The following is a 25,009-nucleotide window of genomic DNA, read 5'->3' on the forward strand; positions in this document are numbered from 1 at the left end:
GGGCGGGGTGGGTGGGGGGTGCTCGCCCGCACGGGGTGGAAGTGGGGAAAACCCGGACGCAGCACGGGGGGCGCGCTTACTCTCGGGGTGTGCCTGGCTTGTCCGGCCGGGTCCTTGTCGTCGACGACAACAAGGTCATCCGGCAGCTGATCAGGGTCAACCTCGAGCTCGAAGGCTTCGAGGTCGTGACCGCGGCCGATGGTGCCGAGTGTCTGGAGATCGTGCACCGCGTGCGTCCTGACGTGGTGACGCTGGATGTCGTCATGCCCCGGCTGGACGGGCTGAACACCGCTGCCCGGCTGCGCTCCGATGCCCGGACGTGCGACATACCGATCGCGATCATCAGCGCGTGCACCCAGCTGGAGGTCGAGGGCGGTCGTTCCGCCGGGGTCGACGCGTTCCTGGCGAAGCCGTTCGAGCCGGCCGAGATGGTCCGGCTGGTCCGCAGGCTCATGCGGCGCCACAAGGGGGAGCGGGGCGACGGATTGCCGGGAGCCTCGGCCCCCGGGGACGGGGGAGGGGCCCAGTCCGTGCAGCCCGTGTGCGGGGTGGAGTCCCTCAGCCGGGGGGAGTAGCGCCGTCTCGGTCGGCGAAACCCATTCGCCTCGGCCCCACCCCTCTCCCCTAGGCTTGACCCCGTGACCCCGGCCGAGCTCTCCCGTACCGTGCTGCGCACCGTGCAGTGCGCCGTCGAGGCCGACGAGCTGCCCGCCGCCGTGCCCACGCGGGTCACCGTGCGGGTCCCGCCCCGCCCGGGCTGCGGGGACTTCGCCACCAACGTCGCCCTGCGCGTGGCCCAGGACACCGGCCGGCCCGCCCGCGAGGTCGCCGAGGTGCTGCGGAAGCGGCTGGCCGCGGAGCCGGGGATCGCCCGCGTCGAGATCGCCGGGCCCGGGTTCCTCAACATCACCCTTGAGGGGATCTCGTACGTTCAGCTCGTACGGGAGCTGCTGAGCGCGCCGCCCGCCGCCGCCCCGCTCCCGCTCCCCGTCCCGGACCCCGCTCTCCTCGCCCGCCTCGGTTCCGACGCCGCCCGGTGGAGCCTCCTGTGGCCCGCCGGCGCAGGCCGCGCCGAGCTCCTCGTCCAGCGCGAGCGCAATCCCCTCTTCCGGGTGCGCTACGCCCACGCCCGTACGCAGGGGCTGCTGCGTAACGCTCGTGACCTGGGGTTCCGCTCCGAGGTGGCCGAGCCGGCCGAGTACGGGCACACGGCCGCCGCGCCGCTCCTCGCCGCCCTCGCCGACCACCCCCGCGTCACGGCCGCCCGTGACCCCGAGCGCCTCGCCCGGCACCTCGACCGCACCGCCGGCGCCTTCCTGACCTGGCAGGCCGCCCGCTCCGTGCTGCCCCGCGGTGACGAGAAACCCTCGGCCGTCCACCGCGCCCGCCTGGCCCTCGCCGAGGCCGCGGGCAACGTGCTGGCCGACGGCCTCCACCAGCTCGGCATCACCGCACCCGCACATCTGTAAAAGGGGATCGCCACCATGAGCCGCTCCGCCCACCCCGCCGGGCCCCGCTACGCCGACGTCCTTCCCGAGGGGCACTACGCCGCGCCGCCGACCGACCTCAACGCCCTCGAACCGAAGGTGTGGTCCCGCACGGTGAGCCGCGACGAGAACGGGGTCGTCACCGTCGGCGGCATCCCCGTCACCCGCCTCGCCGAGGAGTTCGGCACCCCCGCCTACTTCCTCGACGAGACCGACTTCCGGACGCGCTGCCGCGCCTGGCGCGACGCCTTCGGGTCCGACGCGGACGTGTTCTACGCCGGGAAGGCGTTCCTGTCGCGCGCCGTCGTGCGGTGGCTGCACGAGGAGGGGCTCAACCTCGACGTCTGCTCCGCCGGCGAGCTCGCCACCGCCCTCGACGCCGGCATGCCCGCCGAGCGCATCGCCCTGCACGGCAACAACAAGAGCACCGAGGAGATCACCCGCGCCGTCGAGGCCGGCGTCGGGCGGATCGTCCTCGACTCCTTCCAGGAGATCGTGCGCGTCGCGCACATCGCCGAGCGGCTCGGCAAGCGGCAGCGCGTCCAGATCCGGATCACGGTCGGCGTCGAGGCGCACACCCACGAGTTCATCGCCACCGCCCACGAGGACCAGAAGTTCGGGCTCGCGCTGGCCGGCGGCCAGGCCGCCGAGGGGGTGCGGCGCGCGCTCAAGCTCGACGGGCTCGAACTCGTCGGCATCCACTCCCACATCGGCTCGCAGATCTTCGACACGTCCGGCTTCGAGGTCGCGGCCCACCGGGTCGTCGGGCTGCTCGCGCAGATCCGCGACGAGCACGGCGTCGAGCTCCCCGAGATCGACCTCGGCGGCGGCCTCGGCATCGCCTACACCTCCGACGACGACCCGCGCGAGCCGCAGGAGATCGCCACGGCCCTGCGCGAGATCGTCACCCGCGAGTGCGCGTCCGCCGGGCTCGCCGTGCCGCGCATCTCCGTGGAACCGGGGCGCGCCATCGTCGGCCCCACGGCCTTCACGCTCTACGAGGTGGGCACGGTCAAGGAGCTGCCGGGCCTGCGCACGTACGTCAGCGTCGACGGCGGCATGTCGGACAACATCCGCACCGCGCTCTACGACGCCGAATACAGCGTCGCGCTGGTCTCCCGGACGTCGACGGCCGCCCCGATGCTCTCGCGCGTCGTCGGCAAGCACTGCGAATCCGGTGACATCGTCGTCCGTGACGCCTTCCTCCCCGCCGACCTGGCCCCGGGCGACCTGCTCGCGGTGCCGGCCACCGGCGCCTACTGCCGCTCGATGGCCAGCAACTACAACCACGCCCTGCGGCCGCCGGTCGTGGCGGTGGCCGACGGCGCGGCCCGTGTGATCGTCCGGCGCGAGACCGAAGAGGACCTTCTTCGTCTCGACGTCGGCTGACGGAAACATAGGTCTCGGATACTGGACAGCGGAGGGAAACCACCGTCCGGTGAGTGAGACTGGTGCACAAAACAAGATGTATGAGAAACGAGGTCGGATGATGCGTACGCGTCCGCTGAAGGTGGCGCTGCTGGGCTGTGGAGTGGTCGGCTCTGAGGTGACGCGCATCATGACGACGCACGCGGACGACCTCACGCAGCGCATCGGAGCGCCCGTCGAGCTCGTCGGCATCGCCGTGCGCCGTCCCGACCGGGTGCGCGAGGGGGTGCCGGCCGAGCTGATCACCACCGATGCCACCGCGCTCGTCAAACGCGACGACATCGACGTGGTCGTCGAGGTCATCGGCGGCATCGAGCCGGCCCGCTCGCTGATCACCACCGCCTTCGAGCACGGCGCCAGCGTCGTCTCGGCGAACAAGGCCCTGCTCGCCCAGGACGGCGCGGCCCTGCACGCCGCCGCCGAGCAGCACGGCGTGGACCTCTACTACGAGGCCGCGGTGGCCGGCGCCATCCCGCTGGTCCGGCCGCTGCGCGAGTCGCTCGCCGGTGACAAGGTCAACCGGGTGCTCGGCATCGTCAACGGCACGACCAACTTCATCCTCGACAAGATGGACTCCAGCGGCGCGGGCTACTCCGAGGCGCTGGACGAGGCCACCGCCCTGGGGTACGCGGAGGCGGACCCGACCGCCGACGTCGAGGGCTTCGACGCCGCCGCGAAGGCCGCGATCCTCGCCGGGATCGCCTTCCACACCCGGGTCAAGCTCGACGACGTCTATCGCGAGGGCATGACGGAGGTCACCGCCGCGGACTTCGCTTCCGCAAAGCAGATGGGCTGCACCATCAAGCTGCTGGCCATCTGCGAGCGCGCCGCCGACGGCCGCTCGGTGACCGCCCGCGTCCACCCGGCGATGATCCCGCTGACCCATCCGCTCGCCTCCGTGCGCGAGGCGTACAACGCGGTCTTCATCGAGGCCGACGCGGCCGGGCAGCTGATGTTCTACGGTCCCGGCGCCGGCGGCTCGCCGACCGCCTCCGCGGTCCTCGGCGACCTCGTCGCCGTCTGCCGGAACAAGGTCGCCGAGGCCACCGGCCCCGGCGAGTCCGCCTACACGCGGCTGCCGGTGAGCACGATGGGCGAGGTGGTCACGCGCTACCACATCAGCCTCGACGTGGCCGACAAGCCCGGTGTGCTGGCCCAGGTGGCGACGGTCTTCGCCGAGCACGGCGTGTCCATCGACACGGTCCGCCAGCAGGGCAAGGACGGCGAGGCCTCCCTCGTCGTGGTCACCCACCGGGCCGCCGACGCCGCCCTGTCGGCGACGGTCGAGGCGCTCCGCAAGCTGGACACGGTCCGCGGTGTCGCGAGCATCATGCGGGTTGAAGGGGAGTAACAAAAGCAATGTTCAAGCAAACCCACCAGTGGCGCGGCATCATCGAGGAGTACCGCGACCGGCTGCCCGTCACCGCCGACACCCCGGTGGTGACGCTCCGGGAGGGCGGCACGCCGCTCGTCCCCGCCCAGGTGCTCTCCGAGCGCACGGGCTGTGAGGTCCACCTCAAGGTCGAGGGCGCGAACCCCACCGGTTCCTTCAAGGACCGCGGCATGACCATGGCCATCAGCCGGGCGAAGGAGGAGGGCGCGAAGGCCGTCATCTGCGCCTCCACCGGCAACACCTCCGCCTCGGCCGCGGCCTACGCCGTACGGGCCGGCATGGTCTGCGCCGTCCTCGTCCCGCAGGGCAAGATCGCGCTCGGCAAGATGGGCCAGGCCCTCGTCCACGGCGCCCGCATCCTGCAGGTCGACGGCAACTTCGACGACTGCCTGACGCTGGCCCGCGGCCTGTCCGAGCAGTACCCGGTGGCGCTGGTCAACTCGGTCAACCCCGTGCGCATCGAGGGCCAGAAGACCGCCGCGTTCGAGATCGTCGACGCGCTCGGCGACGCGCCCGACATCCATGTCCTCCCCGTCGGCAACGCCGGCAACATCACCGCCTACTGGCGTGGTTACCGGGAGTACGCCGCCGACGGGATCGCCTCCCGCACCCCCCGGATGTGGGGCTTCCAGGCCTCCGGTTCGGCGCCGATCGTGCGTGGCGAGCCCGTGAAGGACCCGCACACCATCGCCACCGCGATCCGCATCGGCAACCCCGCCTCGTGGCGGTTCGCCGAGCAGGCGCGGGACGAATCGGGCGGTCTCATCGACGAGGTGACCGACCGACAGATCCTCGCCGCGTACCGGCTGTTGGCCTCGCAGGAGGGCGTCTTCGTCGAGCCGGCCTCGGCCGCGAGCGTGGCCGGTCTCCTCAAGGCCGCCGAGCTCGGCCTGGTCGACCCCGGCCAGCGCATCGTCTGCACGGTCACCGGCAACGGCCTCAAGGACCCCGACTGGGCGGTCGCGGGCGCGCCCCAGCCGATCACCGTTCCGGTGGATGCCGGGGTCGCCGCGCAGCGGCTGGGCCTCGCGTAACCGGTCCGGGGCTCCGCCCCGGACCCCGGTCCTCAAACGCCGGACGGGCTGATTTCTTACCCGGCCCGTCCGGCCCCGAGAGCAAAGCCGCAAGCCTGCCGCAGGCGACACGCATCGTGCGCCTCCCGTGCGCCCTATGTCGCCGCAGAACCTTCCTTCGATAGGCTGTACTCACTCCGCCCCGTCGCAGACCGCTGCCGTGACATCCACGGCATCGCCGTCGCGGCCCTTGCGGACGTTGCACGCCCCACCAAGGCCAGACCAAGGAGAGTCATCGAGCGATGGCCGGTCCCGCGTTCCGCGCCGCCGCTGTCCGCGTGCGCACCCCCGCCACCAGCGCAAACCTCGGCCCCGGCTTCGACGCCCTGGGCCTCGCGCTGGGGCTCTACGACGACGTCGTGGTACGGGTGGCCGAATCCGGGCTGCACATCGACATCGCCGGAGAGGGCGCCGACACCCTCCCGCGCGACGAGAGCCACCTCCTCGTCCGCGCCCTGCGCACCGCCTTCGACCTGCTCGGCGGCCAGCCGCGCGGCCTGGAGGTCGTCTGTGCCAACCGCATCCCGCACGGGCGCGGCCTCGGCTCGTCCTCGGCGGCCATCTGCGCGGGCATAGTCGCGGCCCGCGCCGTGACCATAGGCGGGGCCGAAAAGCTCGACGACGCGGCGCTGCTCGAGCTGGCCACCGAGATCGAGGGACACCCCGACAATGTCGCCGCATGCCTGATGGGCGGTTTCACCCTGGCGTGGATGGACGCCGGAGTGGCGCGGGCCATTCGGATGGACCCAGCGGATTCCATCGTTCCGGTGGTCTTCGTGCCGTCCAAGCCCGTGCTCACGGAGACCGCCCGCGGGCTCCTGCCGCGCAGCGTCCCCCATGTGGACGCGGCGGCCAACGCCGGCCGGGCCGCCCTGCTGGTCGAGGCGCTCACCAGGCGCCCCGGACTGCTGCTGGCGGCCACCGAGGACCGGCTCCACCAGGAGTACCGCGCCCCGGCGATGCCGGAGAGCGTGGCCCTGGTCAACCGACTGCGCGCGGACGGCGTCCCCGCGGTCATCTCCGGCGCGGGGCCCACGGTCCTCGCGCTGGTCGAGAACGGTGCGGCCGACCAGGTCGCACGACTGGCGGGCGAGGGATGGGCGGCCAACCGGCTGGCCCTCGACGCCGGGGGGACGAGCGTGCTGCCGCTCGCCTGACAGCGGTAATCCGGGCGAAACCCGGCTCCGCGAAAAATAGCGGTTGCCGGTCTTGGAGAGGGGGAATGTTTGTGGGATCCGGTAGTGTTAACCTCAAGTCTGCACTCGAAGCCACATCGGCTCGGTGCTCTGTGTCCCGATCAGGGGCCGCTTTTCTTCCGGGAGCCTCCCAAACTGCCTGAGCAGCCTGCCTGAGCAGCTTCGAGCACGCTCCGGAATCGGCGTGGGTGACATGAGTGAAGCCGATACTCCATGTCTTCACCTCATTCTTCACGCCGGACCAATGAACTGATTCTTCCGCCGTACCAGCCGTACCGGCGGACCACCGCCCCGGCCCGGTCCGCAACGCCAGACCGTAGCCGGACAGCACAACCGGTCGCCGAGCCAGACAGGCCGACGCCCGCTCCAGGGAAGGACCCCTTCGTGAGCGACACCACCGATCTGATGGGCGTGAACGCCGGAGCCGCCGGCAATGCCTCCGCGCCCGCCACGGACGCTCCCGCCGCGCCTGCCACCGGTGCTGCCACCGCCCCCAAGCGGCGCCGCTCGGGCACCGGCCTCGACGCCATGGTCCTGGCCGAGCTCCAGCAGCTCGCCTCGAGCCTCGGCATCAAGGGCACCGCGCGGATGCGCAAAGGCCAGCTGATCGAGGTCATCAAGGAGAGGCAGGCCGGCGGCTCCGCCGCGCCCGCCAAGGCCGAGACCGCGGCCGCCGCGGACGCCGAGACCAAGCCCAAGCGCCGCGCCACCTCCAAGGCCCGTACGGGTGAGGCGGCCGAGAAGGCCGAGACCAAGCCCGCCGAGAAGGCCGCCGCCCAGCAGCAGATCGAGATCCCGGGCCAGCCGGGCAGCGACGAGCAGCCGGCCGGCGAGCGCCGCCGCCGCCGGGCCACCGCGCCCGCCGGCAGCCCCGACGCCGCCGAGGTCAAGGCCGAGGCCCGCGTCGAGGAGCGCACCGAGGCCAAGGCCGAGGCCGCGCTGGACGCTGCCGAGGGCAAGGCCAAGGGCGACCGCCAGGACCGCGCCGAGCGCGGCCAGAAGGGCGACCGCCGTGAGCGCGGCGAGCGTGGCGACCGCGGCGAGCGTGGCGAGCGCGGTCAGCGCGACCGCCGTGAGCGCGGCCAGCGCGACGACGCCCAGAAGGGCGACCGTCAGCAGCGCGACGGCCGTGGCGCGCCGCAGGGCCCCCCGGCGGGCCCGCAGGACGAGGACGACTTCGAGGGTGGCCGCCGTGGCCGCCGCGGCCGCTACCGCGACCGCCGTGGCCGCCGCGGCCGCGAGGACTTCGGCAACGAGCCGCAGGTCTCCGAGGACGACGTCCTGATCCCCGTCGCGGGCATTCTGGACATCCTCGACAACTACGCGTTCATCCGCACCTCCGGCTACCTGCCCGGCCCGAACGACGTCTACGTCTCCCTCGCCCAGGTCCGCAAGAACGGCCTGCGCAAGGGCGACCACGTCACCGGTGCCGTCCGGCAGCCGAAGGACGGCGAGCGCCGCGAGAAGTTCAACGCCCTCGTCCGCCTCGACTCGGTGAACGGCATGGCGCCCGAAACCGGCCGCGGCCGCCCCGAGTTCAACAAGCTCACCCCGCTCTACCCGCAGGACCGCCTGCGGTTGGAGACCGACCCGGGCGTTCTGACGACCCGTATCATCGATCTGGTCGCCCCCATCGGTAAGGGCCAGCGCGGTCTGATCGTGGCCCCGCCGAAGACCGGCAAGACCATGATCATGCAGGCGATCGCCAACGCGATCACCACCAACAACCCCGAGTGCCACCTGATGGTCGTCCTGGTCGACGAGCGTCCGGAAGAGGTCACCGACATGCAGCGGTCGGTCAAGGGCGAGGTCATCTCCTCGACCTTCGACCGCCCGGCCGAGGACCACACCACCGTCGCCGAGCTGGCCATCGAGCGCGCCAAGCGCCTCGTGGAGCTGGGTCACGACGTGGTCGTCCTGCTGGACTCGATCACCCGTCTGGGCCGCGCCTACAACCTGGCCGCCCCGGCTTCGGGCCGCATCCTGTCCGGTGGTGTCGACTCGACCGCGCTCTACCCGCCGAAGAAGTTCTTCGGCGCCGCGCGCAACATCGAGGACGGCGGCTCGCTGACCATCCTGGCCACCGCGCTGGTCGAGACCGGCTCGCGCATGGACGAGGTGATCTTCGAGGAGTTCAAGGGCACCGGCAACATGGAGCTCAAGCTCGACCGGAAGCTCGCCGACAAGCGCATCTTCCCGGCCGTCGACGTGGACCCCTCGGGTACGCGCAAGGAGGAGATCCTCCTGGGCGGCGAGGAGCTCGGGATCGTCTGGAAGCTGCGCCGGGTGCTGCACGCCCTCGACTCGCAGCAGGCGATCGAGCTGCTCCTCGACAAGATGAAGCAGACCAAGTCGAACGCCGAGTTCCTGATGCAGATCGCGAAGACCACGCCCTCCTCGGGCAACGGCAACGACTGATCTGTCACCAGTAGCCCGGAGAAGGCCCCCGTCACCCCGGTGACGGGGGCCTTCTCCGTTTCCCCCGCCGTGATCTTCCCGTGACATTCTGAGACATGTACCACAGCCGCCCGCCTTCCGCATGGCCGGAATCAATGCCCCGCAATTGACCGAAATCGCAGGTGGCGAGGGGTGGTAGAGATCGCCGGCCGCGCCTGCGGCCGGAGCTTTTCTAAGACGGTCCTCAGAAACCGCTGTGCAACCCTGTCGCAGACTTCCCCGTCAATCAGCGCAGGGAGACGAGCCGGGTCATTACCGGGTGACAGCGAAGGACTGAGGAAACGCATGGCCGAGGAGAGCAGGGGCACGTCCGCGGGTTCGCGCCGCCGCCGTGCCGGCGGGCCGCGCGGCCGGCGCCGCAAGCCCGTCCCCCGCCGCAAGGGCTGGCGAATAGCCGCCTGGGCGGCCACCGGTGTGGTCCTCGCGGGCGGCGCCGGGGCGGGAATCCTCTACTACAAGTTCAACGGCAACCTCAGCAGCGTCGACATCAACGCCGCCCTGGGCAAGAACCGGCCGGAGAACATCGACAACGGCTCGCAGGACATCCTCGTCCTCGGCTCCGACTCCCGGGCCGGCGCCAACAGCGCCTACGGCCGGGACGAGGGCAGCTCCCGCTCCGACACCGCGATGATCGTCCACGTCTACGCGGGTCACAAGAAGGCGAGCGTCGTGAGCATCCCGCGGGACACCATCGTCCCGCGCCCCGCCTGCCGCACCTCCGGGGGCAAGAGCAGCCCCGCCGTGAAGGCCGCCCAGTTCAACGAGGCGTACACGGTGGGCGGCGCGGCCTGCGCGGTCGCGACCGTCGAGGCGATGACCAACATCCGGATGGACCACTACATGGAGGTCGACTTCGCCGGCTTCCAGAAGCTGATCGACAAGCTCGGCGGCGTCGAGGTCACCACGACCAAGCCCATCAAGGACAAGTGGAGCCACCTCAACCTGGAGCCGGGCACCCACACCCTGAGCGGCGAGCAGTCCCTCGGCCTCGTGCGCACCCGGCACGGCGTCGGCGACGGCAGCGACCTCGGCCGCATCAAGCTGCAGCAGGCCTTCATCAAGGCCCTGCTCGACCAGGTCAAGCAGATCGGCCTGTTCACCAGCCCCACCAAGCTCTACGGGATCGCCGACACCGCCACCAAGGCGCTCACCACCGACCGCGAGCTGGCCTCCGTCGACAAGCTGTACTCCTTCGCGAGCGGTCTCAAGGGCATCGGCTCGGGAGACATGCACATGGTGACCCTGCCGGTGGGCGACGACCCCGCCGACCACAACCGGGTCATCCCGATCACCGAGGCGAGCACCAGGATCTGGGACGCGCTCCGCGCCGACCAGCCGATCCCGGAGGAAGCGCTCAAGGACGGCGCAGGGACGAAGACCGGCGCCGACGACGTGGTCAAATGATCCCGGCCGCCCCGTACGACCGGTTCTGACCAGGCCCGGAAACCCCCGGGAATAACCGGCCGCGACCTCCCGTTTTGGGGGATGCGGCCAGTACTGGCAAACTGGTCCGTCGGCCCCGGTTCACGTAAGGCAATCCCGCCTCTACGACCCGGAGCCCTCCCGAACCTAGGAGAACCCCTTGAAGCGCGAGATCCACCCGGAGTACGTCGAGACCCAGGTCAGCTGCACCTGTGGCGCCTCGTTCACCACGCGTAGCACCGTCGCCGACGGCACCATCCGTGCCGACGTGTGCTCCGAGTGCCACCCGTTCTACACGGGCAAGCAGAAGATCCTCGACACCGGTGGCCGCGTGGCCCGCTTCGAGGCCCGCTTCGGCAAGGCCGCCGCTGCCAAGAAGTAGCGACCCGCAGGCGCCGGTCCTCGGTCGCCCTCCCATAAGCGAGGGCGACCGGACCGGCGCTTTGTCGTCCAGCAGGCCCGTCACTTCCAGCAGCTAGGGAAACCCCATGTTCGAGGCAGTCGAGGAACTGCTCGGCGAGCACGCCGACCTCGAGAAGCGGCTCGCCGACCCCGCCGTGCACGCGGACCAGGCCAATGCACGCAAGCTCAACAAGCGCTACGCCGAGCTGACGCCGATCGTCGGGACCTACCGCTCCTGGAAGCAGGCCGGGGACGACATCGGGACCGCTCGCGAGCTGGCCGCCGAGGACCCCGACTTCGCCGCCGAGGTCAAGGACTTGGAGAAGCAGCGCGAGGAGCTCACCGACAAGCTCCGCCTGCTCCTCGTCCCGCGCGACCCGAGCGACGACAAGGACGTCATCCTGGAGATCAAGGCCGGTGCGGGCGGCGACGAGTCCGCCCTGTTCGCCGGTGACCTCCTGCGGATGTACCTGCGCTACGCCGAGCGCGTGGGCTGGAAGACCGAGATCATCGACACCACGGAGTCCGAGCTCGGCGGCTACAAGGACGTCCAGGTCGCGGTGAAGACCAAGGGCGGCAACGGCGCCACCGAGCCCGGCCAGGGCGTGTGGGCCCGGCTGAAGTACGAGGGCGGCGTCCACCGCGTCCAGCGCGTGCCGGCCACCGAGTCCCAGGGCCGCATCCACACCTCCGCCGCCGGCGTGCTCGTCACGCCCGAGGCCGAGGAGGTCGACGTCGAGATCAACATGAACGACCTGCGCATCGACGTCTACCGCTCCTCCGGCCCCGGCGGCCAGTCCGTCAACACCACCGACTCCGCGGTCCGCATCACCCACCTGCCGACCGGCGTCGTCGCCTCCTGCCAGAACGAGAAGAGCCAGCTCCAGAACAAGGAGCAGGCCCTGCGCATCCTGCGCTCGCGACTGCTCGCCGCGGCTCAGGAGAAGGCCGAGGCCGAGGCCGCCGACGCGCGCCGCAGCCAGGTCCGCACCGTCGACCGCTCCGAGAAGATCCGCACGTACAACTTCCCGGAAAACCGCATCTCGGACCACCGGGTCGGCTTCAAGGCGTACAACTTGGACCAGGTGCTCGACGGCGAGCTGGACCCGGTGATCCAGGCGTGCGTCGACGCCGACTCCGCCGCCAAGCTCGCCGCCGCGGGCTGACCGAAGACCGAGAAGCCCGTCCGCGGCCGCCGGACCGGCCCTCCCGCAGGGCCGGCCACAGGCCGGGGACGACGACACGAAGACGCGAGAGGACCACTGTGAATCTGCTGCTCGCCGAAGTGGCGCAAGCCACTCAGCGGCTGGCCGACGCCGGCGTACCTTCTCCGCGCTTCGACGCGGAGGAGCTCGCGGCCTTCGTGCACGGCGTCAAGCGGGGTGAACTGCACCTCGTGGCGGACGCCGACTTCGACGCCCGCTACTGGGAGGCGATCGCACGCCGCGAGGCCCGCGAACCGCTCCAGCACATCACCGGCCGCGCCTTCTTCCGCTACCTGGAGCTCCAGGTCGGGCCCGGCGTCTTCGTCCCCCGGCCCGAGACCGAGTCGGTCGTCGGCTGGGCCATAGACGCCGTCCGGGCCATGGACGTCGTCGAGCCCCTGATCGTCGACCTGTGCACCGGCTCCGGGGCCATCGCCCTCGCCCTCGCCCAGGAGGTGCCGCGCTCCCGCGTGCACGCCGTCGAGCTCGACGAGACGGCGCACAGCTGGGCCGCCAAGAACGTCGAGGGCTCCCGCGTCACCCTGCACCACGGCGACGCCCTCTCCGCGCTGCCCGAGCTCGACGGCCAGGTCGACCTCGTCATCAGCAACCCCCCGTACATCCCGCTCACCGAGTGGGAGTACGTCGCCCCCGAGGCCCGCGACCACGACCCGCAGCTCGCCCTGTTCTCCGGCGAGGACGGCCTCGACGCCATCCGCGGCATCGAGCGCACCGCCCACCGGCTGCTGCGCCCGGGCGGCGTCGTCGTCATCGAGCACGCCGACACCCAGGGCGGCCAGGTCCCGTGGATCTTCACCGAGGAGAAGGGCTGGGCCGACGCGGCCGACCACCCCGACCTCAACAAGCGCCCCCGGTTCGCGACGGCCCGCAGGGCGACGGCGTGACCGGCGCGGCGGCACCCACGACGTACAGCAAGCGCTTCGCGAAGGAGATGTGATGGCACGGCGATACGACTGCAGCGATGCGACAGACCGCAAGACCGGCCTGCGCGAGGCCGTCGCCGCGGTGCGCCGCGGCGAGCTGGTCGTGCTGCCCACCGACACCGTGTACGGCATCGGTGCGGACGCCTTCAGCAGCGCGGCCGTCGGCGATCTCCTGCAGGCCAAGGGCCGCGGCCGCGGCATGCCCTCGCCCGTCCTCGTCGGCTCCCCGAACACCCTGCACGGGCTCGTCACCGACTTCTCCGAGCAGGCCTGGGAGCTCGTCGACGCCTTCTGGCCCGGCGCGCTCACCCTCGTCGCCACCCACCAGCCCTCCCTGACCTGGGACCTGGGCGAGACCCGCGGCACCGTCGCCGTCCGGATGCCGCTGCACCCGGTCGCCATCGAGCTGCTCACCGAGTTCGGCCCGATGGCCGTCTCCAGCGCCAACCTCACCGGCCACCCGGCGCCGCAGGACTGCGACGCCGCCCAGGAGATGCTCGGCGACTCCGTCTCCGTCTACCTCGACGGCGGCCCCACCCCCGCCGACGTGCCGTCCTCCATCGTGGATGTCACCGGTAAGGTCCCCGTCCTGCTGCGCGCCGGCGCGATCAGCGCCGAGCAGCTCCGCGAGGTGGTACCCGACCTCGAGGTGGCGAATTGATCGCCCCGCAGGGGCGTGGCATAGCGGGACCGGGCACGTCGGCCGAAGCCGGCACCTTCCGCATCCTCCACGTCAGCACCGGCAACGTCTGCCGCTCGCCCATCACCGAGCGGCTGAGCCGCCATGCGCTCACCGACCGCCTCGGCGACCCCTCCGCGGGCGGCCTGGTGGTGGAGAGCGCGGGGACCTGGGGCCACGAGGGCGCCCCGATGGAGGCGCACGCCGCCACCGTCCTCGCGGACCTCGGCGCCGACCCCGCCGGGTTCACCGGCCGGGAGCTGCTGGACGAGCACGTCATCCGCGCCGACCTGGTCCTGACCGCCACCCGCGACCACCGCGCCCAGGTCATCTCCATGGGGCACTCGGCGGGGCTGCGCACCTTCACGCTGAAGGAGTTCACCCGGCTGGTGCGGGCCATAGACCCGGCGACGCTCCCGGACCCCGAGCGGGCCGGCGGCGTGGTCGAGCGCGCCCGCGCCCTGGTGCAGGCCGCGGCCGCGCTGCGCGGCTGGCTGCTCGCGCCGAACGCCGAGGCGGACGAGGTCCACGATCCGTACGGAGCGCCCATCACCTTCTTCCGCTCCATCGGCGAGGAGATCGACCAGGCCCTGGACCCGGTGGTGACCGCCCTCACCGGCGTCCCCGCCCGCCACTGACCGGAGGAGACTCCGCCCCGTAAGGGGGGCGGGGCAGTGCCGGTCTGCGGATCCGCCGCGATGGGGGTCCCCCCTGTTCGAGCGGAGTCGAGAACTTGGGGGAGCGGCCGGCCACGACGCAACCCGCAGCCGCGCGCGAGCGCGAGAGGCGCCCCGGCAGGGGCCGGGCAGACCGGGCGTCCGTGGCGCCGCGGGCCTACATTGGGTGGTGAACCTATCGCCCGGAGCCCGCGATGTCCGTCACCCCACCGACCAGCCGGGCCGCGCGCACCACCGCGCAGGAGTCGCCCCCGTACGACGGCTGGAGCCATGGCCTGGACGCGCTGCGGCGGCAGGACCCGGAACTCGCCGATCTGCTCTTCGGTGAGGCCCGCCGCCAGGCGGACGGCCTTCAGCTGATCGCCGCCGAGAACTTCACCTCGCCCGCCGTCCTCGCGGCCCTCGGCTCCCCGCTGGCCAACAAGTACGCCGAGGGCTATCCCGGCGCCCGCCACCACGGCGGCTGCGAGCTGGTCGACGTGGCCGAGCGCATCGCCACAGGCCGCGCCAAGGCCCTGTTCGGCGCCGAGCACGCCAACGTGCAGCCCCACTCGGGCTCCTCCGCGATGCTCGCCGCCTACGCCGCGCTGCTCCGCCCGGGCGACACGGTGCTGGCCATGGACCTGCGGCACGGCGGCCACCTCACCCACGGCTCGCCGGCCAACTTCTCCGGCCGCTGGTTCGACTTCACGGGCTACGGCGTCCGCCGCGACACCGGCCTCATCGACTACGACCAGGTGCAGGCCCTGGCCCGCGAGCACCGGCCGGCGGCGATCGTCTGCGGGTCGATCTCGTACCCGCGCCACCCGGACTACGCGGCCTTCCGCGAGATCGCCGACGACGTGGGCGCCCACCTGATCGTGGACGCCGCCCACCCGATCGGGCTGGTCGCCGGGGGAGCGGCGCCGAACCCCGTCCCGTACGCCGACGTGGTGTGCGCGACCACCCACAAGGTGCTGCGCGGCCCGCGCGGCGGGATGATCCTCTGCCGCGCGGAGCTGGCCGGCCGGATCGACCGGGCGGTCTTCCCGTTCACCCAGGGCGGCGCCCAGATGCACACCGTCGCGGCCAAGGCGGTGGCGTTCGGGGAGGCCGCGGCGCCGGCCTTCGCCGCGTACGCCCATCAGGTGGTGGCCAACGCGCGCGCCCTTGCCGCCGTCCTGGCCGCTGAGGGCCTCTCTGTGACCACGGGCGGCACCGACACGCATCTCATCACCGCCGACGTCTCCGGGCTCGCCCTGGAGGCTGCCACGGCCCGCGGCAGGCTCGCGGCCGCCGGCATCGTCCTGGACGTCTGCGGGCTGCCGCACGAGGCGGCCCACGGCCTGCGGCTGGGCACCGCCGCGGTCACCACGCAGGGCATGCGGGAGCCGGAGATGGCGCGGATCGGGATGCTCATCGGGGCGGCGCTGCGGGGCGCGGGGCGGGACGGCGGCCTGCGCGGGGAGGTCGCCCGGCTCGCGGGGAGCTTCCCGGTCTACGCTCCTTATCCCGGCCACATGTGACGGCTGCAACCATCGCGCGTGGCCGTACGTCTACAGCTGTATTCACGGATCGGGGGCGGACGCGAATATGGTGTGGGGCTGTGATGTCCAGCGCGACCTCTGGGGCAGCCCGTGCGTGAATACCTGCTGACGCTGTGCGTCACCGCGGCAGTCACCTATCTGCTGACGGGACCGGTGCGGAAGTTCGCGATCGTGGCCGGCGCGATGCCGGAGATCCGCGCGCGCGACGTGCACCGGGAGCCGACGCCGCGGCTGGGCGGGATCGCGATGTTCGGCGGGCTGTGCGCGGGGCTGCTGGTGGCGGCCCACCTGTCCAACCTCGGCAAGGTCTTCGAGCTGCACAGCGAGCCGCGGGCGCTGCTCTCGGGCGCCGGGCTGATCTGGATCCTCGGCGTGCTGGACGACAAGTGGGGCGTGGACGCCCTGGTCAAGCTGGGCGGCCAGATGATCGCCGCCGGTGTGATGGTGCTCCAGGGGCTGACGATCCTGTGGATCCCCGTGCCCGGCGTGGGCACGGTCGGGCTCACCCCGATGCAGGGCACGCTGCTGACCGTCGCGCTCGTGGTCATCACCATCAACGCGGTCAATTTCGTCGACGGCCTGGACGGCCTGGCCTCCGGGATGGTGTGCATCGCCGCGGCCGCGTTCTTCCTCTACGCGTACCGGCTCTGGTTCGGGCACAACGTGGAGGCGGCCGCCCCCGCGACGCTGTTCGCCGCGATCCTGATGGGCATGTGCCTGGGATTCCTCCCGCACAACATGCACCCTGCACGAATCTTTATGGGCGATTCCGGCTCGATGCTCATCGGCCTGGTGCTGGCGGCGGGCGCCATTTCCATCACCGGCCAGGTCGACCCCGATGTGCTCAACGCGTTCACGGGCGGCTCGGAGCGCGCCGTCGTGCACGCCACGGTGCCGGTCTACATCCCGCTGCTGCTGCCGCTGACGGTGATCGCGGTGCCGGTGGCCGACCTGCTGCTCGCCATCGTGCGGCGCACCTGGAACGGCCAGTCGCCGTTCGCCGCGGACCGCGGCCACCTGCACCACCGGCTGCTGGAGATCGGGCACTCGCACAGCCGTGCGGTGCTGATCATGTACTTCTGGTCGGGGCTCATCGCCTTCGGCACGGTCGCCTACTCCGTGCACTCGGCGAGCACCTGGATCCTGCTGCTGATCGTCGCGCTGAGCGCGGCGGGCCTGGTGCTCCTGCTGCTGCCGCGCTTCAAGCCGCGCGCCCCGCGCTGGGCCGAGGCGTTCGTTCCGCCGCGCTACCGCCGGCGCAAGGTCGCGGTCGTGGCGCCGGAGGCGGCCGGGGCGGCGGAGGTCGCCGAGACGGAGCCGGCGGAGGCCGGGGAGCAGCGCGAGCCCGTGCCCGCAGGCATCCACGGCGCCACCGCCATCGGCGACCGCTCGCGTTTCAGCAGGATCAGCAGCAACAGCTGAGGCGGGTTCTCTAGCAGAGAACGCACCCCTCGTCAGCGCCTTGACCAGCGACGTGACCCTTGCGTGTGACGTCCGGCACACGATGTAGGTAAAGACCTCATCAAATAGTTTGTGATACCGTTCACGAAACCCGGTGCTAGAGCCGATGGACCGTAGTGCGGCGGTCCTTCGTCGTAAGCCGTGAGCATTTCCGGGGATACGCTCGTCCACGACGAATCGTTGCTTCCGACCTCATCGCCGGAGAAACCCTTCATGCAGTCCAACGACGCCCGAACACTCCTGCAGTGCGCCGTCCCGACCGCCGTGGCAGGCATCGTCGCCGCCGCCGTCAGCGGTGTGCTCGCCGGCGGCAAGGGTGCGATCGGCGCCGTCGTCGGCACCCTCGTGGCGGGCGGCGTCATGGCCATGGGCCTCTTCGTTCTCCAGCGCACGGCCAAGTCCTTCCCGCACCTGTTCCAGGCCATGGGTCTGGTGCTCTACGTGACGCAGTTCCTGATCGCCGCGGTCGTTCTCGCGGTCTTCCGGGACACGTCGCTGTTCAACACCCGGGCGTTCGCCTTCGCGCTGCTCGGCGCGGTCCTCGTGTGGACCGCCGCGCAGACCCGGGCGTATCTGAAGGCCAAGATCCTTTACGTCGATCCGGAATCCGCCGAGGCGAAGAAGTCCGCGCCCGCCGGGTCTCCGACGTGACCGGTAGGGCCGCGATAAAGGTGCCGGTGCTCACCTGCTATCGTCCGGTGCCATCTGAGGCACAGTGTGCGCAGGCAGCTGAACACCCGAGTTTTCCGGGACGGAATCGGCAGTCCATGCAGCTGATGCCCGCGACCGGCCCCGCGCCGATCACCCGCCCCCCCATCCGCAAGACCAGTCCAGTGCCGTTCCGCGGCTTCGAGCCGTGCCGACACAACGAGGTTGCCGTACCTATGCGCCACGCTGAAGGAGCTCGCGGTGAGTGCTAACGAGATGCTCGCCTTCGAGACCAACTGCCACATCTTCGACGGGTGCGGCTTCCCGGCTCCAGGCCTCAACTCCTTCCTGTTCGAGCCGCTCTTCACCGTCGGTGGGATCGAGTTCAACAAGCCCATGCTGCTGGCCGTGCTGACCACGGTCATCGTCATCGGCTTCTTCTGGGCGGCGTTCGGCCGGGCCAAGGTGGTTCCCGGCAAGCTGCAGATGGTCGGTGAGGCGGGCTACGACTTCGTGCGCCGCGGCATCGTCTACGACTCGCTCGGCAAGAAGGAGGGCGAGAAGTACGTCCCCTTCATGGTCTCGCTGTTCTTCTTCGTCTGGATCATGAACCTCTGGTCGATCATTCCGGTCGCCCAGTTCCCGGTGACGTCGATCATCGCTTTCCCGGCGGCGCTCGCCCTGATCGTCTACGTCCTGTGGATGTACCTGACGTTCAAGAAGCACGGTTTCGTCGGCGGCCTGAAGAACATCACGGGCTACGACAAGTCGCTCGGCCCGATCCTCCCCCTCGCGGTGATCCTCGAGTTCTTCTCGAACGTGATCATCCGCCCCTTCACCCACGCGGTGCGGCTCTTCGCCAACATGTTCGCCGGTCACCTGCTGATCCTGATGTTCACCATCGCCAGCTGGTACCTGCTGAACGGGATCGGGATCGCGTACGCGGGCGTCTCCTTCGTGATGACGGTCGTGATGACCGCCTTCGAGCTCTTCATCCAGGCCGTCCAGGCGTACGTCTTCGTGCTGCTTGCCACCAACTACGTCCAGGGCGCGCTCGCAGAGCACCACTGAGCACCCCAGCTCCCCAGACCAACAGTCGTCCGGTGGCCAACCCCCACCGGTCCGTGAAAGAGAAGGAAGAACGAGCATGTCTGCTGCTCTCCAGACCATCGCCGCTGGTGTCGAGATCAAGGGCAACCTGGGCTCGATCGGCTACGGCCTGGCCGCGATCGGCCCCGGCGTCGGCGTCGGCATCGTGTTCGGTAACGGCACCCAGGCCCTGGCCCGCCAGCCCGAGGCCGCCGGCCTGATCCGCGCCAACCAGATCCTCGGCTTCGCCTTCTGTGAGGCGCTCGCCCTGATCGGTCTGGTCATGCCGTTCGTCTACCCGTCCTCCTGATCACAGCCTGACGACCACTGTTTTCGACGGAAGGCATTGATGTGAATCCCCTGGCAGTCCTGGCGAGCGAGGGGGAGCTGGAGAACCCGCTCCTGCCCCCGCTCCCAGAGCTCGTCATCGGCCTGATCGCCTTCGCCATCGTCTTCATCTTCCTCGGCAAGAAGCTCCTCCCGAAGATCAACCAGACTCTGGACGAGCGCCGCGAGGCCATCGAAGGCGGCATGGAGAAGGCCGAGGCCGCCCAGGCCGAGGCGCAGCAGGTGCTCGAGGACTACCGGGCACAGCTCGCCGACGCCCGCCATGAGGCCGCCCGCATGCGCCAGGAGGCGCAGGAGCAGGGTGCGTCGATGATCGCAGAGATGCGGTCCGAGGGTGAGCGTCAGCGCGAGGACATCATCGCTGCCGGCCACGCCCAGATCGAGGCCGACCGCAAGGCCGCTTCGGCCTCGCTCCGCCAGGACGTGGGCAAGCTCGCCGGCGACCTGGCCGGCCGGATCGTCGGCGAGTCCCTCGCCGACGCGGCCCGGCAGAGCCGGACCATCGACCGCTTCCTCGACGACCTCGAGGCCAAGGCGGCGGCCGGTGCGACGAAGGCAGAGGCGAACCGATGAGCGGAGCGAGCCGGGAGGCGCTGGCCTCCGCACGTGAGCGCCTCGACGCGCTGGCGGACAACACGTCCGTGGACGCGGCGAAGCTCGCCGAGGACCTTGCCGCGGTCACCGCGCTGCTGGACCGCGAGGTGTCGCTGCGCCGGGTCCTGACCGACCCGGCGCAGGCCGGCGAGGCGAAGTCCCAGCTGGCCCAGCGGCTGCTCGGCGGCCAGGTGGGCGGCGAGTGCGCCGACCTGGTCTCCGGGATGGTCCGCTCCCGCTGGTCGCGCTCGCGCGACCTCGTGGACGCCATCGAGGAGCTGGCCTCCGGCGCCGAGTTCATCGCCGCCCAGCGCGCCGGTGTCCTGGACGACGTCGAGGACGAGCTGTTCCGCTTCGGCCGGATCGTCGCCTCCAGCTCCGAGCTGCGGGCCGCGCTGACGGACAAGGTCGCGAACCGCTCGGCCAAGGCCGCGCTGGTGCGGGAGCTGCTGGGGGGCCGGGCCAACCCGGTCACCGAGCGACTCGTCGTCCGTCTTGTGGCACAGCCGCGGGGCCGTAGCCTGGAGGCGGGGCTCAATGCCCTCTCCAAGCTGGCCGCGGATCGCCGGGACCGTGTGGTCGCGGTGGTCACGTCCGCGGTGCCGATGAGCGACGCGCAGAAGCAGCGGCTCGGCGACGCGCTCGCCAAGCTGTACGGGCGCCGTGTCCACCTGAACCTGGACATCGACCCCGAGATGCTCGGCGGTGTGCAGGTGCGGATCGGCGACGAGGTCATCAACGGCAGCATCGCGGACCGTCTCGCGGAGGCGGACCGGCGGATGGCCGGCTGACAGCCACCAACTCAAGAGCATGACTGACGGCCCGAGTTGGGCCGACGGTGTCCTCCGGGGGCCAGCAGCGACAAGCTGCGGAACCGGCCCCCGGAGAAGAAATACTTCGGGCCCAACAAGGAGAGCAGGGAACCCAGATGGCGGAGCTCACGATCCGGCCGGAGGAGATCCGGGACGCGCTGGAGAACTTTGTCCAGGCGTACAAGCCGGACGCGGCCTCGCGCGAGGAGGTCGGTACGGTCAGCGTTGCCGGCGACGGCATCGCTAAGGTCGAGGGCCTTCCCTCGGCCATGGCGAACGAGCTGCTGCGGTTCGAGGACGGAACCCTCGGTCTCGCCCTCAACCTCGAGGAGCGCGAGATCGGTGCGGTCGTCCTCGGCGAGTTCAGCGGCATCGAGGAGGGCCAGCCGGTGCAGCGCACCGGTGAGGTGCTCTCCGTCGCGGTCGGCGAGGGCTACCTCGGCCGCGTCGTCGACCCGCTGGGCAACCCGATCGACGGCCTCGGCGAGATCGCCGGCATCGAGGGCCGCCGCGCCCTCGAGCTGCAGGCCCCCACGGTCATGCAGCGCAAGTCGGTCCACGAGCCGATGGAGACCGGCTACAAGGCCGTCGACGCGATGACCCCGGTCGGCCGCGGTCAGCGTCAGCTGGTCATCGGCGACCGCCAGACCGGCAAGACCGCGCTGGCCGTCGACACGATCATCAACCAGCGCGACAACTGGCGCACCGGCGACCCGAAGAAGCAGGTCCGCTGCATCTACGTCGCCATCGGCCAGAAGGGCTCGACCATCGCCTCCGTGCGCGCCGCGCTGGAGGAGGCCGGTGCGCTGGAGTACACGACGATCGTCGCGGCCCCCGCGTCCGACCCGGCGGGCTTCAAGTTCCTCGCCCCCTACACCGGCTCGGCCATCGGTCAGCACTGGATGTACCAGGGCAAGCACGTCCTGATCGTCTTCGACGACCTGTCGAAGCAGGCCGACGCCTACCGCGCCGTGTCGCTGCTGCTGCGCCGCCCGCCGGGCCGCGAGGCCTACCCGGGTGACGTCTTCTACCTGCACTCGCGTCTGCTGGAGCGCTGCGCCAAGCTCTCCGACGAGATGGGCGCCGGCTCGATGACCGGTCTGCCGATCGTCGAGACCAAGGCCAACGACGTCTCGGCGTTCATCCCGACCAACGTCATCTCCATCACCGACGGCCAGTGCTTCCTGGAGTCCGACCTGTTCAACGCCGGCCAGCGCCCGGCCCTGAACGTCGGTATCTCGGTCTCGCGTGTCGGTGGCTCCGCCCAGCACAAGGCCATGAAGCAGGTCTCCGGCCGGCTTCGCGTGGACCTCGCCCAGTTCCGCGAGCTGGAGGCGTTCGCCGCCTTCGGTTCCGACCTGGACGCGGCCTCCAAGGCCTCGCTGGAGCGCGGCAAGCGCATGGTCGAGCTGCTGAAGCAGGCCCAGTACGCCCCGTACTCCACCGAGGACCAGGTCGTCTCCATCTGGGCCGGCACCACCGGCAAGATGGACGACGTCCCGGTCGAGGACATCCGCCGCTTCGAGCGCGAGCTGCTGGACTTCCTGCACCGCGAGCACAAGGGCCTCATGACCTCCATCCGTGAGGGCGGCAAGATGTCGGACGACACGCTGCAGGCCGTGGGCGACGCGATCGCGTCCTTCAAGCAGCAGTTCGAGACCGCGGACGGCAAGCTGCTGGGCGAGGGCTGAGCATGGGTGCCCAGCTCCGGGTCTACAAGCGACGGATCAAGTCCGTCACTGCGACCAAGAAGATCACCAAGGCGATGGAGATGATCGCCGCCTCGCGCATCGTCAAGGCGCAGCGCCAGGTGGCCGCATCGACTCCGTACGCCAGTGAGCTCACCCGGGCAGTGACCGCGGTTGCCACCGGGTCCACCACCAGGCACGCCCTGACCACCGAGGCGGAGAACCCGGTCCGGGCCGCGGTGCTGCTCGTCACGAGCGACCGCGGTCTGGCCGGCGGCTACTCCTCGAACGCCATCAAGGCGGCGGAGGCGCTCACCGAGCGCCTCCGGGCCGAGGGCAAGGACGTCGTCACGTACATCGTCGGCCGCAAGGGCGTCTCGTACTACGGCTTCCGCGAGCGTCCGGTGGCGGAGTCCTGGACCGGCTTCACGGACAGCCCGGCCTACGCCGATGCCAAGCGCATCGCGGGTCCGCTGATCGAGGCCGTTCAGCGGGACACGGCCGAGGGCGGCGTGGACGAGCTGCACATCGTCTTCACCGAGTTCGCCTCGATGATGACGCAGACGCCGGTCGACAACCGTCTGCTGCCGCTGAGCCTGGAGAAGGCCCCGGTGGAGCAGGAGGCTGCCGCACCCGGCCGGATCCTTCCGCTGTTCGACTTCGAGCCGTCGGCTGAAGGGGTCCTCGACGCACTGCTGCCGCGGTACGTGGAGTCCCGGATCTACAACGCGCTGCTGCAGGCAGCGGCTTCCGAGCACGCGGCCCGCCGCCGTGCGATGAAGTCCGCGACCGACAACGCAGAAGAGCTCATCAAGTCGCTCTCGCGGCTTGCCAATGCGGCCCGCCAGGCCGAAATCACCCAGGAAATCAGCGAGATCGTCGGTGGCGCCAGCGCTCTGGCCGACGCGACCGCGGGGAGTGACAACTAATGACGACCACTGTTGAGACGGCCGCCGCCACGGGCCGCGTCGCGCGGGTCATCGGCCCCGTCGTCGACGTGGAGTTCCCCGTCGACGCGATGCCGGAGATCTACAACGCCCTGCACGTCGAGGTCGACGACCCGGCCGAGGAGGGCGCTCGCAAGACGCTGACCCTCGAGGTCGCCCAGCACCTGGGCGAGGGCCTGGTCCGCGCGATCTCCATGCAGCCCACCGACGGTCTGGTCCGCCAGGCCACGGTGACCAACACCGGCGCGGGCATCACCGTCCCCGTCGGTGACGTGACCAAGGGCAAGGTGTTCAACACCCTGGGCCAGGTCCTCAACGAGGACCCGTCCACGGTCGCCGACGCCGAGCGCTGGTCCATCCACCGCAAGGCCCCGGCGTTCGACCAGCTCGAGTCGAAGACCGAGATGTTCGAGACGGGTCTGAAGGTCGTCGACCTCCTCACCCCGTACGTCAAGGGCGGCAAGATCGGTCTGTTCGGTGGTGCCGGTGTCGGCAAGACCGTGCTGATCCAGGAAATGATCATGCGTGTGGCGAAGCTGCACGAGGGCGTTTCCGTCTTCGCCGGCGTCGGTGAGCGCACCCGTGAGGGCAACGACCTCATGGTGGAGATGGAGGAGGCCGGCGTTCTCGACAAGACCGCGCTGGTCTTCGGCCAGATGGACGAGCCCCCGGGCACCCGTCTGCGCGTGGCCCTGGCCGGTCTGACCATGGCGGAGTACTTCCGCGATGTGCAGAAGCAGGACGTGCTGTTCTTCATCGACAACATCTTCCGCTTCACCCAGGCCGGTTCCGAGGTCTCCACCCTGCTGGGCCGCATGCCCTCCGCGGTGGGTTACCAGCCGAACCTCGCGGACGAGATGGGCATCCTGCAGGAGCGCATCACCTCGACCCGTGGTCACTCGATCACCTCGATGCAGGCGATCTACGTCCCCGCGGACGACCTGACCGACCCGGCCCCGGCGACGACCTTCGCCCACCTGGACGCCACGACCGTTCTGTCGCGTCCGATCTCGGAGAAGGGCATCTACCCGGCGGTCGACCCGCTGGACTCGACGTCCCGCATCCTGGACCCGCGCTACGTCGCGCAGGACCACTACGACACCGCCATGCGGGTCCGAGGCATCCTGCAGAAGTACAAGGACCTCCAGGACATCATCGCGATCCTCGGCATCGACGAGCTCGGCGAGGAGGACAAGCTCGTTGTCCACCGCGCCCGTCGTGTCGAGCGCTTCCTGTCGCAGAACACCCACGCGGCGAAGCAGTTCACCGGTGTCGACGGCTCCGACGTCCCGCTGGACGAGTCCATCGCGGCGTTCAACGCCATCTGCGACGGTGAGTACGACCACTTCCCCGAGCAGGCCTTCTTCATGTGCGGTGGTCTCGAGGACCTGAAGAAGAACGCCAAGGAGCTGGGCGTCTCCTGAGCCCCGTGGCTCTAAGCTGCCGGGGGCGGGGCGCTCCCGCCCCCGGCAGCCACGTCCCCTATTCTTTGACCCAACACCTGTCGTGCCCGGCAGGTGAAGACCCGAGGAG

23 protein-coding genes are annotated in these 25,009 nt (G+C 70.7%); all 23 read left to right on the forward strand.

Annotated features, from left to right (window positions below; all coding sequences use genetic code 11):
- Positions 1 to 41: 41 nt before the first annotated feature.
- The 23 genes from IF61_RS32515 to atpD all read left to right on the forward strand — a co-directional run bounded on the left by IF61_RS32515 (position 42) and on the right by atpD (position 24,900).
- On the forward strand, positions 42 to 575 hold the full coding sequence (locus tag IF61_RS32515) for a response regulator (protein ID WP_078660392.1): 534 nt from the start codon (positions 42 to 44) through the stop codon (positions 573 to 575).
- A 63-nt stretch (positions 576 to 638) separates the two neighbouring features.
- A complete protein-coding gene (nrtL, locus tag IF61_RS0120825; protein ID WP_030367982.1) occupies positions 639 to 1,469 on the forward strand; it encodes an ArgS-related anticodon-binding protein NrtL in 831 nt (276 codons plus the stop codon).
- A 15-nt stretch (positions 1,470 to 1,484) separates the two neighbouring features.
- The gene (gene lysA, locus IF61_RS0120830; RefSeq protein ID WP_030367983.1) at positions 1,485 to 2,876 is read left to right on the forward strand and encodes a diaminopimelate decarboxylase; all 1,392 of its coding nucleotides are present in this window, start codon (positions 1,485 to 1,487) and stop codon (positions 2,874 to 2,876) included.
- Positions 2,877 to 2,973: 97 nt separating this feature from the next.
- A complete protein-coding gene (locus tag IF61_RS0120835; RefSeq protein WP_030367984.1) occupies positions 2,974 to 4,266 on the forward strand; it encodes a homoserine dehydrogenase in 1,293 nt (430 codons plus the stop codon).
- Between the two features lie 8 nt (positions 4,267 to 4,274).
- Entirely contained in the window at positions 4,275 to 5,342 is a 1,068-nt protein-coding gene (thrC, locus tag IF61_RS0120840) for a threonine synthase (protein WP_030367985.1), read from the forward strand.
- 281 nt (positions 5,343 to 5,623) lie between these two features.
- Positions 5,624 to 6,538, forward strand: coding sequence for a homoserine kinase (gene thrB / locus IF61_RS0120845; protein ID WP_030367986.1), 915 nt, complete (start codon positions 5,624 to 5,626; stop codon positions 6,536 to 6,538).
- A gap of 423 nt (positions 6,539 to 6,961) precedes the next feature.
- Positions 6,962 to 8,995 (forward strand): transcription termination factor Rho, encoded by a 2,034-nt coding sequence (rho, locus tag IF61_RS0120850; RefSeq protein WP_030367987.1) that lies wholly within the window; start codon positions 6,962 to 6,964, stop codon positions 8,993 to 8,995.
- Between the two features lie 324 nt (positions 8,996 to 9,319).
- The gene (locus IF61_RS0120855) at positions 9,320 to 10,438 is read left to right on the forward strand and encodes an LCP family protein (RefSeq protein WP_030367988.1); all 1,119 of its coding nucleotides are present in this window, start codon (positions 9,320 to 9,322) and stop codon (positions 10,436 to 10,438) included.
- 178 nt (positions 10,439 to 10,616) lie between these two features.
- Positions 10,617 to 10,838, forward strand: coding sequence for a 50S ribosomal protein L31 (gene rpmE / locus IF61_RS0120860; RefSeq protein ID WP_030367989.1), 222 nt, complete (start codon positions 10,617 to 10,619; stop codon positions 10,836 to 10,838).
- 106 nt (positions 10,839 to 10,944) lie between these two features.
- Entirely contained in the window at positions 10,945 to 12,024 is a 1,080-nt protein-coding gene (gene prfA, locus IF61_RS0120865) for a peptide chain release factor 1 (RefSeq protein WP_030367990.1), read from the forward strand.
- 98 nt (positions 12,025 to 12,122) lie between these two features.
- Entirely contained in the window at positions 12,123 to 12,968 is an 846-nt protein-coding gene (prmC, locus tag IF61_RS0120870; RefSeq protein ID WP_030367991.1) for a peptide chain release factor N(5)-glutamine methyltransferase, read from the forward strand.
- Between the two features lie 52 nt (positions 12,969 to 13,020).
- Positions 13,021 to 13,668, forward strand: a complete 648-nt coding sequence (locus IF61_RS0120875) for an L-threonylcarbamoyladenylate synthase (protein WP_030367992.1) — start codon at positions 13,021 to 13,023, stop codon at positions 13,666 to 13,668.
- Positions 13,665 to 14,324 carry an arsenate reductase/protein-tyrosine-phosphatase family protein gene (locus tag IF61_RS0120880; protein ID WP_030367993.1) on the forward strand — a complete coding sequence of 220 codons (660 nt, stop codon included), beginning with the start codon at positions 13,665 to 13,667 and terminating at the stop codon, positions 14,322 to 14,324. Before IF61_RS0120875 ends, IF61_RS0120880 begins: the two co-directional genes overlap by 4 nt.
- A gap of 233 nt (positions 14,325 to 14,557) precedes the next feature.
- On the forward strand, positions 14,558 to 15,868 hold the full coding sequence (locus IF61_RS0120885) for a serine hydroxymethyltransferase (RefSeq protein WP_078660377.1): 1,311 nt from the start codon (positions 14,558 to 14,560) through the stop codon (positions 15,866 to 15,868).
- A gap of 111 nt (positions 15,869 to 15,979) precedes the next feature.
- Positions 15,980 to 17,311 carry an MraY family glycosyltransferase gene (locus IF61_RS0120890; RefSeq protein WP_030367995.1) on the forward strand — a complete coding sequence of 444 codons (1,332 nt, stop codon included), beginning with the start codon at positions 15,980 to 15,982 and terminating at the stop codon, positions 17,309 to 17,311.
- A gap of 252 nt (positions 17,312 to 17,563) precedes the next feature.
- Positions 17,564 to 18,001 (forward strand): Cg1360 family ATP-synthase-associated protein, encoded by a 438-nt coding sequence (locus tag IF61_RS0120895; RefSeq protein ID WP_030367996.1) that lies wholly within the window; start codon positions 17,564 to 17,566, stop codon positions 17,999 to 18,001.
- Between the two features lie 273 nt (positions 18,002 to 18,274).
- Positions 18,275 to 19,069 (forward strand): F0F1 ATP synthase subunit A, encoded by a 795-nt coding sequence (gene atpB / locus IF61_RS0120900; RefSeq protein ID WP_030367997.1) that lies wholly within the window; start codon positions 18,275 to 18,277, stop codon positions 19,067 to 19,069.
- Between the two features lie 76 nt (positions 19,070 to 19,145).
- Positions 19,146 to 19,397: an ATP synthase F0 subunit C gene (gene atpE, locus IF61_RS0120905; RefSeq protein WP_030367998.1), complete on the forward strand. Its 252-nt coding sequence runs from the start codon at positions 19,146 to 19,148 to the stop codon at positions 19,395 to 19,397.
- Between the two features lie 41 nt (positions 19,398 to 19,438).
- A complete protein-coding gene (locus IF61_RS0120910) occupies positions 19,439 to 20,008 on the forward strand; it encodes a F0F1 ATP synthase subunit B (RefSeq protein ID WP_030367999.1) in 570 nt (189 codons plus the stop codon).
- Entirely contained in the window at positions 20,005 to 20,820 is an 816-nt protein-coding gene (locus IF61_RS0120915; RefSeq protein ID WP_030368000.1) for a F0F1 ATP synthase subunit delta, read from the forward strand. The genes IF61_RS0120910 and IF61_RS0120915 overlap by 4 nt, the downstream gene beginning before the upstream one ends.
- A 137-nt stretch (positions 20,821 to 20,957) precedes the next feature.
- The gene (gene atpA / locus IF61_RS0120920; RefSeq protein ID WP_030368001.1) at positions 20,958 to 22,532 is read left to right on the forward strand and encodes a F0F1 ATP synthase subunit alpha; all 1,575 of its coding nucleotides are present in this window, start codon (positions 20,958 to 20,960) and stop codon (positions 22,530 to 22,532) included.
- Positions 22,533 to 22,534: 2 nt separating this feature from the next.
- Entirely contained in the window at positions 22,535 to 23,458 is a 924-nt protein-coding gene (locus IF61_RS0120925) for a F0F1 ATP synthase subunit gamma (RefSeq protein ID WP_030368002.1), read from the forward strand.
- Entirely contained in the window at positions 23,458 to 24,900 is a 1,443-nt protein-coding gene (gene atpD / locus IF61_RS0120930) for a F0F1 ATP synthase subunit beta (protein WP_030368003.1), read from the forward strand. Before IF61_RS0120925 ends, atpD begins: the two co-directional genes overlap by 1 nt.
- Positions 24,901 to 25,009 lie beyond the last annotated feature (109 nt).

The sequence above is a fragment of the Streptomyces roseoverticillatus genome (genome assembly GCF_000719265.1).
GTDB lineage: Bacteria > Actinomycetota > Actinomycetes > Streptomycetales > Streptomycetaceae > Streptomyces > Streptomyces roseoverticillatus.